8 protein-coding genes are annotated in these 13,360 nt (G+C 60.4%); 5 read left to right on the top strand and 3 right to left on the bottom strand.

Going from position 1 to position 13,360, the window contains the following annotated elements; genetic code table 11:
* Positions 1-40: 40 nt before the first annotated feature.
* The 3 genes from KF767_00910 to KF767_00900 form a co-directional block, all read right to left on the bottom strand.
* The gene (locus KF767_00910; GenBank protein MBX3016418.1) at positions 41-919 is read right to left on the bottom strand and encodes a hypothetical protein; all 879 of its coding nucleotides are present in this window, start codon (positions 917-919) and stop codon (positions 41-43) included.
* Positions 910-3,555, bottom strand: a complete 2,646-nt coding sequence (locus KF767_00905) for a hypothetical protein (protein ID MBX3016417.1) — start codon at positions 3,553-3,555, stop codon at positions 910-912. Before KF767_00905 ends, KF767_00910 begins: the two co-directional genes overlap by 10 nt.
* Positions 3,556-3,763: 208 nt before the next feature.
* Entirely contained in the window at positions 3,764-4,099 is a 336-nt protein-coding gene (locus tag KF767_00900) for a helix-turn-helix domain-containing protein (protein MBX3016416.1), read from the bottom strand.
* A 172-nt stretch (positions 4,100-4,271) separates the two neighbouring features.
* Here KF767_00900 and KF767_00895 point away from each other — a divergent pair, with 172 nt between their 5' ends.
* The 5 genes from KF767_00895 (at position 4,272) to KF767_00875 (ending at position 13,295) form a co-directional block, all read left to right on the top strand.
* Positions 4,272-4,463: a hypothetical protein gene (locus tag KF767_00895; GenBank protein ID MBX3016415.1), complete on the top strand. Its 192-nt coding sequence runs from the start codon at positions 4,272-4,274 to the stop codon at positions 4,461-4,463.
* 101 nt (positions 4,464-4,564) lie between these two features.
* Positions 4,565-5,512: a trypsin-like serine protease gene (locus tag KF767_00890; GenBank protein ID MBX3016414.1), complete on the top strand. Its 948-nt coding sequence runs from the start codon at positions 4,565-4,567 to the stop codon at positions 5,510-5,512.
* Between the two features lie 74 nt (positions 5,513-5,586).
* Entirely contained in the window at positions 5,587-11,040 is a 5,454-nt protein-coding gene (locus KF767_00885) for a hypothetical protein (protein MBX3016413.1), read from the top strand.
* Positions 10,988-11,305, top strand: a complete 318-nt coding sequence (locus KF767_00880) for a hypothetical protein (protein ID MBX3016412.1) — start codon at positions 10,988-10,990, stop codon at positions 11,303-11,305. Before KF767_00885 ends, KF767_00880 begins: the two co-directional genes overlap by 53 nt.
* 19 nt (positions 11,306-11,324) lie before the next feature.
* Entirely contained in the window at positions 11,325-13,295 is a 1,971-nt protein-coding gene (locus tag KF767_00875; protein MBX3016411.1) for a transglycosylase domain-containing protein, read from the top strand.
* Positions 13,296-13,360: the final 65 nt, after the last annotated feature.

Here is a 13,360-nt window from a genome sequence, read left to right as displayed (position 1 = left end):
CGCTTCGCCTCCGCTCACGGCAAGTCCGGATGCGGGCGAATTAAAGCCGATCCAGAAGCCGTGCGACCTCGAAGTCCCACGGGGGAATTTCGCGACCGTCCTCGGCACTCCAAGCCACGGACATCAGCGTGTAGGCGAAGGCCCAATCCAGGATTTCGTCACGTGTGAACGGCAGCTCCGACGTCATGATGTCGACCCGCCGGGCAAGCGCCGAAGACAAGTTCGCCGGTCGCCAGCCCACGGGGTTGTGGAACAGACATCCGACCTCGAATGCGCGCGGTCCACGGTAACCATGGGGGTCGATCACGCGGAATGAACCCTCACTCGCAAGAAGGACGTTGTGATGATGAAGGTCCCCGTGCAGAACGTGATCGCCCTCGCCACGGCCGCGGAAAATTTCACACGCACGGGTCAGCAACGTTTCGGGCACGCGCCCGTCCAACGTATTGAGGGCCGAAGCGAGTTCAGTTACGGGTTTGAAAGGAAAGTCCGACTCACGTGCCTGGCCCAGCGCGCGAATCGCCGCCGCCATGGTGAAGTTCGCGACATCGTCCGCAAGTTCGGCGACTTCCGTTCCCGGTCGCACGCACTCTAGAAGAATCGCTCCGCGGGCTTCATCCACGCCCCAGACCTCGGGGACGCCCGCCGCTTGCGCCCGGTACCAGGCGACTTCGGCCGCAAAGGGCATTCCCGGCGCGAAAATCTTCAGGATGGCCGGGCGACCACGATGCTCGGCGTACAAAATCAAACCGTAAGTCAGGCCCGGACGGACCGCCAAAGACGAAAGCCCCCAGTTTTCACGGAGGGCTTCCAGCAAATTCGGTAAAGAGGCGAACCAAGCTTCGGTCCCGCGGCCCGCGACGTCACGAACGTTGCGGACCCAGGTCGGTTGCGCGAGCGCCGAGGCGATCAGTTGCAATTGCGAACCAGTTCACGAATACGGCGCTCGTGATCGAAGCGGCGGAAACTATCGGTTTCCGACAAAGCCTGATTGAGCGTCAGTTTCAACTCGGTCGAGCGCTGCGCGAAAGCCGCATTATCGCAACGCGACCACATCGGCTCGAAGCTGCCGAAGAATTCGCGCAGCAGTTCGCCTTTGATCGACACCCATTTGAAATCCGACATCTGCGAAATCGCGCCGCGCAGATCCGCCGCCAATCCGGTGTAGCGGTTCTGGAAGGCGGGATCGAAGAATTTCTTCGACTCTTTGCTGAAGAGCGATCCGCCCGCGCAGTCCACTTGCGACGCGACGTCTTTATGACGTTCGCACATCGTTTTATAGATCGCGACCTGAGCGATCGCTTCCAAGCCGTTGAATTCAAGTTCGGTCCAAGTTTCCTTGATCGCGCGCTCGATGATCGCTTTACGGCGCCACTCGGCACCGATCGCCGATTCGCCCGCCAGACGCTGGGTCTCGCGCGCGACGAACGCGTTGATGCTCGACCACATCGACGACCACGCGCGGATCTGCGCGGGAGCGGGACGACGTTGCAGGATCGAGTTCAGGAATTCCGCGCCCCACTGAGCGTGGCCAGCGGCTTTCGCGTCTTCGGCGATCTTCAAGGATTGCGCCTTCAACTCGGCGTTCAGCTCGCGTGCGTAGGCCAAGGCCGAGCGCGCCTCGCTGCCACCGGCATCGAAGCTCTTCAGCATTTCGGCCGTGCTGGCCGGGAAAGCGTCGATCACGTTGCTGACCGCTTGGTATACCGACGGGATTTCGCCCGCGGTGAACGCGCCATTTTTCAACCAGGTCGTCGTCAACGAAGCCAACTGCGACTTCAGGGGCGCCAGGTTCGGATACTTCGCAAGCTCGGTCTTCGCCACATTGAGGGCGCGGGTATAACTTTGCAGATCCGTCAGCGCGATGCGCTTTTGGATCACCTGGTTGAAGATCTCGCGTTCGAAATGTTTTTCGTCGAGTTCTTTCGCCAGCGCGAGGGCCTGGGTGCCTTCCGCCTTGTACTCGGGAGCCATGGTCAACGCGAACTGCAGCTCGGCGTCGCGCGCATAGGGTTCGCGCGACAAATCACCCAGCATCCGCTGCGTCGAAACCAGGTACGGATTCGCCGAGATATCCGCCGAATAGATGATGTGACCGATGCGGCTCATTTCGACCTGCTGGCCGATGAGGGCCCAGCCGATCGCCATGTCGTCGAGCGAGGTCTTCAAGGCCGCGCCGTTTTGCAGGCGACCCAGCTCGCCACGAATGACGCTGGTGGAAGACTGCAGAAGCGGAATCACGCGCGTGAGGTTCTGGGGATCCAGGGCGCGGACCAGGTCTTGACCCGCATCGAGGTTCTCTTTCACCAGACGCGAAAGCACCGACTCCCAACCGTTGTGACGGAAGACCGGCGAAGGCTGCACGCCCGCATAGACGGTGGCCAGCAGATCCTTCATCAAACCCGAAGTGTACATCGTTTCTTCCAGGTCCGCGTTCAGCAGACGGCAAGGGCCGACGGCTTCACCCAGCGAGGGCGAAATTTCGTTCTTCCCTTGCGGCGGCGCCAAGATCGCCGACAGACGTTCGTTCAAGCAGGCGTGGGCCTCCTCGGCGTTGAAGGCCTTGCGACCACCGAGGGTCATTTGTTCCAGACGCAGCGTCGTGCCCGCACCGTTGCGTTCTTGCAGCAGATGCGCGTTCGCATTGAAGCTCGACTTGTCCGCGACGTTTTCAACGTCCGCGAACTTCATGACGGGAAGTTTCACCAGTAAGTTCACCGAAACCGTGCGGTTCTGACCGGCGAACAGGCTGCCCAGGACCGCACGGCTCGCCACCAGCGAGCGCGAATCGCCGAGCGTCCACACCGACGAGACCTCACCTTGCAGTTTGGTCGCGAAAGTCACTTGCGGATAGGGACTCAGTTGCAGCAAACGCGGACCGAGATCCTCCGTCAAACCGAGGGCGCGAGCAAAAGCGTCGCGCAAGGGTGCGGTGGGCTTCATCGCTTCGGTCAGCGCTTCGCTGACGCCGGTCTCGTACGCGATCGCCGAACCGATGGAGCCGACGTTCTCGACGCGCGCGCGGGTGTTCACCGCCGCGGTTTTTTTGTCGGCGCGAAGCTCGGCGCCCACGACAAAGCTGCGGGCCAGGGTCGTCTCGTAAACTTTTTGACCGTAAATATAGACTTCGCAATACGAACCCGAACGTTTGGTGCTGCCCTTCACGACGGTCGACACGCCGTCGACTTCCGAGCTGGCTTCCGTTTCGGTGGTCGCTTGCCCGTTCAGGCTATTGAAGCCGGTCAGGAACAACGTGCCTTCGGCGTTGGTGAACGCAAGCGAGCCCGCGTTGCGCGCCAGGATCGCTTTCGCGTCGATGCCGATCTCCATGGAGCCGCCGCCATTCGAAAGACCGAGGGCGTCCGCGGCCCCGCAGGACTTCGCGACTTGATTCTTCCAGTTTTCAAAAGCGGTGCGGTGGTATTCCGGCAGGCTTTGCAGGGCCTCTTCCGGAGTTTGGGGTTGAGCTTTTTTGTCGCCGTCCCCTTTATCGTTTGAACACGCGGCCAAAGCCAAAACCATCAAGCCGGACATCATCAGTTGCGGTGCGCGCAAAGAAGCCTCCCTTATGAAGTGCAAACCCCGGGTTTGTACCATTGGCTTCGGGCGCGAAACAACCGCGCCCCCCTTTAACGTTTGGTAAAGCTCGGGGGTCGCCGGGAACGAATAAATTCGAGATCACGTCGATTTTTCGAGGTGAGCGCGTCGGGAATATAGACAAGAGGGATGTCTTTTCAAAAGGGTACCGGCCCCGGAGGCTCCCCTAGCGGCGGCGACCGGCCAGCTCCGCCTTGGCGGCCTGGAACTTCTGAGAGATTTTGCGTTCCACCCGCGTCTGGTGAAAATCGAGAAGCAGACGATAGGCTTCGTCAGGGCTCACACCATAAAGCTTCACCAAGCGGAGAAGTGTCGAGGCCGGAATGCCGGATCCTTTGCCATTTTCCCAGTCCCAGACCGATTGACCGCTTTTCAGTCCAATGGCCTCGGCCACCTCAGCAAGGGTTAACCCTTTTTTTCCCCGGGATTTCGCCAGAAACTCTCCCAAAGGATTGAGAGAGGATTCTGAACGAACACGGATCGATTTTCTTTTGGTTTTCATGCGCGGATTCACCCCCTGAATCTACATACAATCTAAAGAAAAGAACAGTCGAGTTCGCGGGATAACCTGTCGCCTCACACATTTGAAATCGTCACCTTCACTGCCACGAATTCGTGATTTGCTGAATTCATCCGCAAGACGCGGCCCTCCCACCGAGGAAAAAAGTCACAAAGTGGAACCAGATAAAAATTTCAATCTGAAGGAAGGCTTTGCGAGACCTGAAGCGGAGCTCCAGTGCACGGGCGACATCTTCCGATTCTTGATTGCTAAACTAATTCAAGACGTTGAGCTGCTCGCCGTCGGGAAAAAAGGCGCTGCCTGGAGATCCGCGCTGCGCCTGTCTTTCCGGCAAAAAGAGGTCTGAACTTCGGGAGTTATGAGCGAGATAAAAAGCTTCGATTTGTGTTTCCGCGCTCGACAGAACAGAAGCCCCCTCAGACGAACCAGTGAAAGCCGGGGGGCAATTTGAAAACACAGACAACTCTCAAACAAAAATCAGTCCGTGGTCTGCAATTGACACTGGGGACTCTTGCGACGATCTCGCTGATCGCTTGCGGTCAGGCTCCGAACCTCAGTTCCGTGAACTCGGAACTCATGGACGGACAGGGAATCGTCAACGGGAGCGCCGTCGAAGAGAGCGACGTCGTTTCCCGTTCCACCGCCGCTCTTTACTTGAAGTTCCCTCAAGGTGATCGCGTCGTGCAGTTCTGTACCGCGACCCTGATCGAGAAACGGATCCTGACCACGGCGGGTCACTGCCTGCTGGCCGTCGCGCAAAGCACCGGCATGGAAGTTTCGGACATGATTCCCCACCTTCGCGTGGCCTTCGGTCTGAAAAAGACCGTCGTTTCGACCGAAGAGAGCGTGAAATTCGTCGCGTTGAAGAACGCGCTGGTTCACCCCGAGTTCCGTCTGGACGCGCTGATCGGCGCCAACGAACAAACCGCCATCCCCGATATCGCCGTGCTGCAATTGTCGGAAGATGCTCCGGAAGGTTACGTTCCCGCGACCATGCTCCGTGATGAAGCCCAGCTGCAAGAAGGCACCGAGCTGATCCTGGCGGGTTACGGCCTGACCCAGGCTCCCCCCGTCGCGAAACAAGCGGAAGAGCTGCGCCGGATCGACGTCAAAATCCTGAAGTCGAAGTACAACCCCGCCCAATTCTCGTACGAAGTCAGCGAAGGCCGCTCGGCTTGCTCGGGTGACTCGGGCGGACCTGCTTATCTCGCGAACAGCGCCGGCACCGGCCTGATCCTCGCGGGCGTGACCAGCTTCGGCGACCGTCAGTGCTCGAACCTGGGCGTTTATACCTCGGTTCCCGCCATGGCCACTTGGATCGACGAAACCGTGAAAGGCTTCGACGCTCAAGAGAACCAACAGCCGACTCTCGTCGCTCACGGTCAGATTCTCTAAACACACTCCTGCGATGACTTCGGTAGGTTCGTCGAATAGCGTTTTCGGCGAATCCAACCGCAACGAGGTCATCCATGAGATTCGTTTCCCTGATCGCCGCCCTGATTGTTCATAACACGGCGGCCTTCGCGCAGACTCCTAACGTTCAAAGCTTCAATCCCACCGGCTCGGTCAAATCCGCGCAGCAGGTGACCGTTCGTTTCAGCACCGACATGGTGCCCATGGGCGATCCGAAGTTCAAACTCACGCCGTTCGCCATGGAATGCAAAGGCCCCGCGCCCAAATCCACCACCCGCTGGGCGGATTCGCGCAACTGGGTCGTGGACTTCGACAAGACCGTCCCCGCGGGCGTGAGCTGCGAATTCAAGGCCACCGCCAACCTCAAAGATCTGAAAGGCCAGGCGGTCGCCGCCGGCGTCTACAACTTTTCGACCTCGGGTCCCGCGATCAAAGCGTTCTACCCCCGCTACGGCGAGATCGAGCCCACGCAGTACTTCGTGATTCAAATGGACGGTGAAATCGATCCCGCAAGCCTCGCGAAAGGCGCTTATTTCGAAATCGACGGCACCGCGAACCGCGTGCCCGTGAAACTCATCACCGGCAAGGATCGCGACATCGTTCTGCAAGCGGCGATCGAAAATGAATGGGAGTGGAACGCGTTCGAGCGCTTGATCAAGGCGACGAAAAAGCCCCTCGCTTCGATTCCCGAACTCAAAAGCTTTCTGGTCATCGGTTCGCAGCGCAAATTCCCCGACGGCGGTAAAGTCGCACTCCATTGGACGAAGGGCATTCGCAGCCGCTCGGGCCTGGCCGTGCAGGAAGAGCAGACCCACCGTTTTGAGGTGATCGACAGCTTCAAGGCGACGTTTTCGTGCGAACGCACGGAACCCAGCCGTCCCTGTAACCCGATCCTGAACATGAGCGTGGACCTGTCGCGCAGTCTGCCCATCGATCAGCTGAAGGCGATCAAGCTGGTCGCAAGCGGCGGCCGCACTTGGACTCCCGAAGAGTTCAACAAAAGCCGCGAGCGTCGCGACACCCGCTACATCACTTTCAAAGGTCCCTTTCCCGAAAAGACCAAATTCCAAGTCTTCTTGCCCCGCAATCTGAAAGACGATCTGGGGCGTCCGCTGACGAATCAGAACAAATTCCCGCTTGATGTCGCCACCGACGAATACTCGCCGCTCATCAAGTTCGCCGCGCCCTTCGGGATTCTCGAGATGAAGGCCGACCCGATCCTTCCCGTCAGCGTCCGCAACGTCGAAAAGAATCTTTCGGCCTCGCAGACCTTCACCGATGGACGCAGCCTGAATCTGACGAAGGCCACCGAAATCATCGAGTGGTACAATCGCGTCCAAACCAAATCCGGCGAGGACGACAAACGCGGCGTTTCGATCTTCGAAGGCAAAAAAGGCCAAGCCTTCCAGCTACCGAAGCCTTTGGGTGAACGCGAGTTCGAGCTGATCGGCATTCCGCTCAAGAAACCCGGACTGCACGTCGTGGAATTGCGTAGCCCGAAGTTGGGCGCCGCCCTGCTGGGAAAAGCCGGCGATATGTACGTCGCCAGCGCCGCGCTCGTCACCGACATGGGCGTCCACTTCAAAAAGGGTCGCGAATCGTCGGTCATCTGGGTCACGCAGCTCAGCGATGGTCGTCCCGTCGCGGGCGCGAAAGTCTCGATCATCACGACCGCCGGTAAAACCCTGGCGCATGGAACGACGAATGCGTCGGGCCTCTTCAGCGTCTCTGACGTGAAGTACCCCTGCGAGTTCGGCGGCGAAGACATGGATTACCGCAAATGCCCGGTCTACGCCTTCGCGCAGAAGGGCGACGATCTCTCGTTCGCGAGCAGCCGTTGGACGGAAGGCATCGAAAGCTACCGCTTCAATGTTTCCACCGAATATCTGCGCGAGAACTGGGGACCGATGCGCCTGCACACGCTGCTCGACCGCATGGTCGCCCAGCCCGGCGACAAGGTGAACATGAAGCACATCCTGCGCGAGTACCGGATGAACGGCTTCGCGATGATGACGAACTCGCGTCTGCCGAAGCGGGTGCTCGTCGTGCACCAGGGCAGCAATACCGTCTACACCCTGCCGTTCGAGTTCAACGCCTCGACCGGCGCGGCCGTGAACTCTTTCACGTTGCCGAAACAAGCGCAGCTCGGAACCTACGCCATTTACCTGTCAAACCGCGATAAGATGCCCCAACGCGAAGAGGGCGACGAGTCCGATCCCTTCGACTACTCGGCCGAACAAACCGGAAGCTTCGTCGTCAGCAAATACCGTCTGCCTTTGATGAAAGCGACCGCGAGCATCCAGGGCACTCCGCTGATCACGCCCCCGAGCGTGAAAGTGGATCTCTCGGCCGCTTATCTGTCGGGCGGCCCCGCTTCCGATCTGAAAGTGAAAGTCCGCGCGTCCATGCAGTCGGGTTACTTCGAACCCGACGTTCCCGGCGGCACCGACTACAGCTTTTTCTCTCCCCCGGTGAAACCCGGGCTGCAATCCGAGGATCGCGGCTCCAACGAACAGGAAGCCTTCTTGAAGACCCTGGACGTCACGCTGGATAAAAACGGCGGACGGCTGGCCACGCTGGATAAACTTCCCGCCGTCCAGAAGGTTCAGCTTCTCAGCGTCGAAATGGAATTCATGGATCCGAACGGTGAAACCAAAACCGTCGCGACCAGCGCGCCGATCTTTCCCTCGGAGTTCGTCATCGGTCTGCGCAGCGACAGCTGGTACGCCGAAGCGGGTAAGGCCAATGTGGCGGGCGTCGTCACCACGAACCTTGGTAAACCGCAAGCCGGTCGCGCCTATACCGTCGAAGCGTTCACCCACACCTCGTACACGCACCGCAAACGTCTGGTCGGCGGCTTCTATTCCTTCGACTCGAAAAACGAAATCAAATCCTTGGGCCAAGTCTGCGAAGGGAAAACCGACGCTCACGGCCGCTTCACCTGCCAGCCGCAATCCTTGCCCGCGGGCTCGGTGATCTTGCAGGCGAAAACGCAGGACGAGAAAGGACGCGTCACCTACGCCCGCGTGAACATGCACGTCCGCGCCGCCGGCGAGGACACCTGGTACACGCCTAGCGACAGTGACCGGATCGATCTTTTGCCGGAACAGAATGCCTACGAGCCCGGCGAAAAAGCGCGTTTGGTCGTCCGCACCCCGTTCGCCTCGGCGACCGCTTTGGTCACCGTCGAACGTGAGGGTGTTCTGGACGCCTTCGTTACCGAGGTGAAACGTGACGATCCGGCGATCGAGGTTCCGCTGAAAGGCCACTATGCGCCGAATGTCTATGTTTCGGTGCTGCTGGTGCGCGGACGCGTCGCCGACCCCAAACCGACGGCGCTGCTGGATCTGGCGCGCCCGGCTTTGAAGATGGGTCTGGTGAAATTGAAAGTCGGCTGGAAGGATCACCGCCTGGACGTGGCCGTGAAAACCGACAAGAAGCGCTACCGCGTCCGTGAAAAGGTTCAAGTCTCGATCGAAGTGAAAGCGGCGAACGGTCAAAAACTTCCCGCCGGTTCGGAAGTCGCGTTGATCGCGGTGGACGAGGCGCTGTTGCGACTGAAGCCGAACACGAGCTGGAAATTCCTCGAAAACATGATGGGCGAGCGCGGCCTCGCGGTGGACACGAGCTCGGGACAAAACCAGGTCATCGGGCGTCGCCACTTCGGCGCGAAGGCCCGCCCCGCCGGTGGCGGTGGCGGAACCGCCGCCGATCCCCGCGAGCTTTTCGATCCCATGCTACACTGGGCCGCGAGCGTGAAGTTGGACCGTGACGGTCGTGCGCAAGCGACCATCCCGCTGAACGACTCGCTGACGAGCTTCCGTATCGTCGCGCTGGCGACCGGTGGCTCGAATCTGTTCGGCGATGGCGCGGCCACCGTCGAATCGACGAAGGATCTGATCATCTATTCGGGTTTTGCGCCGCTCGTCCGCGAAGGCGACGACATCGGCAACGTCTTCACCGTGCGCAATACCACGGCGAAGGCGATGAAGGTCGACGTGAAGGTCTCGGCTCCGGAATTGGGAGCGCTGCCCGCGCTCGCGCCCGTCGAGCTGAAGCCCAGCGAAGCGAAGACCGTGAACCTTCCGCTGAAGGTCCCGGTGAATCTGACCGCGATCAATTTCCGCATCGAAGCGCGCGACGCCGCTTCGGGCGCCGAAGACGTGATGATCGCGAAGGTGAAAGTCAGCCCCGCGGTCCCCGTCCGCGTGCAGCAGGCGACGCTCTTCCAGCTCGAGAAGTCGCACACGATCCCCGTCCGCCAACCCGCCGATAACCTCGCGAACAAAGGGGGGCTGTCGGTCTCGGCGCGCTCGACGCTCGTTACGGGCCTCGCCGGCGTGAAGGCGTATATGCAGGACTATCCTTACACCTGCCTGGAGCAACAAGCGTCCAAAGCGGTCGCCCTCGAGGATCGCGCGGACATCGACCGCATCGTCGGCATGCTCCCCGCGTACCAGGACGCGCACGGGCTTTTGAAGTTCTTCCCGACTTCGCTCTGCGGATCGGAAGCGCTCACCCGCCACGTCATCAACATCTTCCTGGCGAACGGCGTGAAGTTCCCCGAAGAGTCGCTTGATAAAATGACCGAAGGTCTGAAAATGGCCGTGCAAGGTCAGTATTCCTGCCGCAGCTGGTGGGACGGTTTGGTCGCGGACAGCTACCGCAATGAACAGCGTGTGCTTTCCATCGACACGCTTTCGCGCGCGGGCAAATTCTCGAAAGACATGATGTCGACCGTCGAGATCACGCCGAATCTGTGGCAGACCGAAACCCTGGCCGCTTGGGACCGCCTGCTGGGCCGTGAGGCCGGCATCGCGAATCGCGACGATCTGAAAAAGAAATCGTCGACGCTTCTGCGCGCGCGCATGAATTTCCAAGGCTCGTTGATGAATCTGCAGGGACAACTTCCCTGGGAAGCCGCTTGGCGTCTGTTCACCACGGACGATCAGCAGGCCCTTTCCGTTTTCGGCGCGGCCTTGGCCGACCCCTCGTGGAACGAGGACATCGGTCGCATGGCTCGCGGAGTAACCGCGCGCCTGAAACGCGGGACCTGGGATACGACGCTCGCGAACGCCTGGGGCGTAACTTACCTGCGGGAATTCAGCGCCAAATTCGAAAGCGTCAAACCGGCGGGCGAAACCCTTATCGCCGCGGGCGATGTGAAAGCCTCGGTCGACTGGAAGAAAAATCCCGCCGGCGAGAAACAACTCCTCGCTTGGCCGAAGGAATCGCTGCAGAAGGAAGTGGCCGCGAAATTCGAGCACCAAGGCGAAGGCAAACCCTGGATCCATTTCGAGATCCTGGCCGCGCGCCCGTTGAAAGCGCCCCTCGAACTCGGCTACTCAGTCACACGTAAGGTGACCTGGTTTCGCAAGCGAAAGCGGGCCACTGGCGCGTCGGCGACGTCGCCAATATCGAGCTCGTCATCACGGCCAGCGCCGACCAGGCCTGGCCGTGATTCGCGACGCGATTCCCGCCGGCGCTTCGCATTTGGGCACCGGCCTTGAGGGCGGGTCGGCGCTGCTCGATCGTGACGTCGTGAAAAAAGACGATGGACGCGTTCAAGAGTGGCCCGCCGAGTTTTCCGAAAAACCCTTCGGCGACTTCATTTCTTACGCGGCCTATCTGCCGAAGGGAAAATACCGTGTCAGCTACCGCGTGCGCTTGAACTCGGCCGGAAGTTTCCAACTTCCGCCCACCCGGGTTGAAGCGATGTACGCTCCCGAAACCTTTGCCGAGGCACCGAATGCGGTTTGGACCGTCACTCCTTAACTCCAGACGCCTGATCACGATGACGGTCCTATCCGTCGTCGCCATCAGTGCCGCGGCAATTTGGCTGGGGACTACGTCCCCGCCCGACTTCGCGCAGGTGCGCGCCGATCACCGTCCGTCGGACGCCTGGATCGTCGATCGCCAGGGCCGCCCCATGGAATCGATCCGCACCGCGCGCGATCGGCGTAGCCTGGGCTGGGTTGCATGGCACGAAGTCTCGCCCGCCTTCCGCGAACTGCTGGTTCAGGTCGAAGATCAACGCTTCTACCGCCACTTCGGCGTCGACCCCTTGGCCGTCGGCCACGCCGGTTGGCAGATGTTGCGCGGTCATGCCCATCGCGGCGCCAGTACATTGAGCATGCAGCTCACGGGGTTGTTGAGTGGCACCCGCTCCGGAAAAGGAAAAGACAACTCGCGACGAGATCTGGGTCGCAAGTTCACGCAGATGATCGAGGCCTTGAAGCTCGACGGCTCTTGGCAAAAAGACGAAATCCTCGAAGCTTACGTCAACCTGGTCCCTTTCCGCGGTGAACTCGTGGGCCTTCCCGCCGCGAGCCAAGGTTATTTCGCGAAAACGCCCGCCGGGCTTTTCCGCGAGGAAGCCGCATTGTTGATCGCGCTGATCCGCGCCCCGAACGCAAAGCCCGAGCTCGTGGGCCAGCGCGCCTGCCGCATTCTCGAGCGTGACGACTGCGCGCCCGTGATCGAACTCGCGCAAAAAAGTTTCGCGCGGCCCTACGCGATCGCGCGCAAACGCGAAGTCGTCCCCGTGCTTTCCGAAAGGTTCGTCGAAAACGGTTGGGGCACGAATCTGATTCAGACCTCTCTCGACCTGAAGATGCAGGAACTGGCGCTGCACGCCCTGCGCGAACAGATGCGGTTTTTGCGCCGACAAAATGTGAACGACGGTGCCGTGCTCATCTTGGAAACCCGTACCGGCCGCGTCGTGGCCTACGCGGCGAACGGCGGTCCCGGTATGGCCAGCGCGCCGCAAGTTGACGGGATCCAAACGCGGCGCCAAGCCGGCTCGACGATCAAACCCATCGTTTACGGTCTGGCGTACGATCTGAATCTGCTCGCCCCCGATTCGCTTTTGGATGACAGCCCGGCGGACATCGCGATCTCGATGGGTCGCGTGTACCATCCTCGCAACTACGACAATGTGTTTCGCGGCCCCGTCAGCGCGGGTGAAGCCCTGGGCTCTTCGATGAACGTGCCTGCCGTGCGTGCGCTGAAACTGGTCGGCGAAACGCGCGTCCTGGATAAAATGCGCGAACTCGGCTTTCAGGATCTCGAGGACGACGACTACTACGGCCCCAGTCTCGCGCTGGGCGCGGTGGACGTCACGTTGTGGGAGCTCACCCACGCGTACCGGCAGTTCGCGACCGAAAATGAAATCTTCAAACCCGAAACCCGCGAGATGCTCTACGACTCGCTCGGAGCGCCCGAATACCGCCGCTTCACCTTCGGGATGGACAGTCTTTTGAGCCTGCCCTTTCCCGTGGCCGTCAAAACCGGCACCAGTAAAGATATGCGCGACAACTGGTGCATCGGTTGGACGCCCGAATACACGGTCGGCGTCTGGATCGGAAACTTCAACGGCGACCCCATGTGGAACGTCAGCGGCATGAGCGGCGCGGCCCCGATCTGGCGCGACCTCATGCTGGCCCTGCATCCCCATCCTCAACCGACGCGCGCGCCCCGATATCTGCCCCGGGCCGAGGCGCTCCCCCGCCGTGGACTGTCACGCATTCGTTATCCCGCCGCGGGTATGCTGGTCGGCCTTGATCCCGAAATCCCGCGCGGCCTGCAGAAGCTACCGATCGAAATCGAGAATCCGCAACCGGGTTACCGCCTGTTTTTAAATCGCAAGCCCCTCAGCATGGCCCGCGAGACCGTCCTGTGGTCCCTCGCGCGGGGGCGCCATCGTTTGGAACTGAAGGATCGCAAAGGCGTGGCCGTAGACCAAGTGCGATTCGAAGTGCGCTGACTTCACTTAAACTGAAGGACTTCAGGTTTTTTATCAAATTGCGGAAGATGCCCGAAATCCGGGAT

The sequence above is a fragment of the Pseudobdellovibrionaceae bacterium genome, from assembly GCA_019637875.1.
Taxonomy (GTDB): Bacteria; Bdellovibrionota; Bdellovibrionia; order Bdellovibrionales; family Bdellovibrionaceae; genus JAHBUW01.
Note: the sequence above shows the minus strand (reverse complement) of the source record. Positions and strands in the feature narration are given on the sequence as shown.

Coding starts and splice junctions, on each gene's coding strand:
- KF767_00875 (MBX3016411.1), top strand. CDS start 11,325: ATGACGGTCCTATCCGTCGTCGCCATCAGTGCCGCGGCAATTTGGCTG.
- KF767_00885 (MBX3016413.1), top strand. CDS start 5,587: ATGAGATTCGTTTCCCTGATCGCCGCCCTGATTGTTCATAACACGGCG.
- KF767_00900 (MBX3016416.1), bottom strand. CDS start 4,099: ATGAAAACCAAAAGAAAATCGATCCGTGTTCGTTCAGAATCCTCTCTC.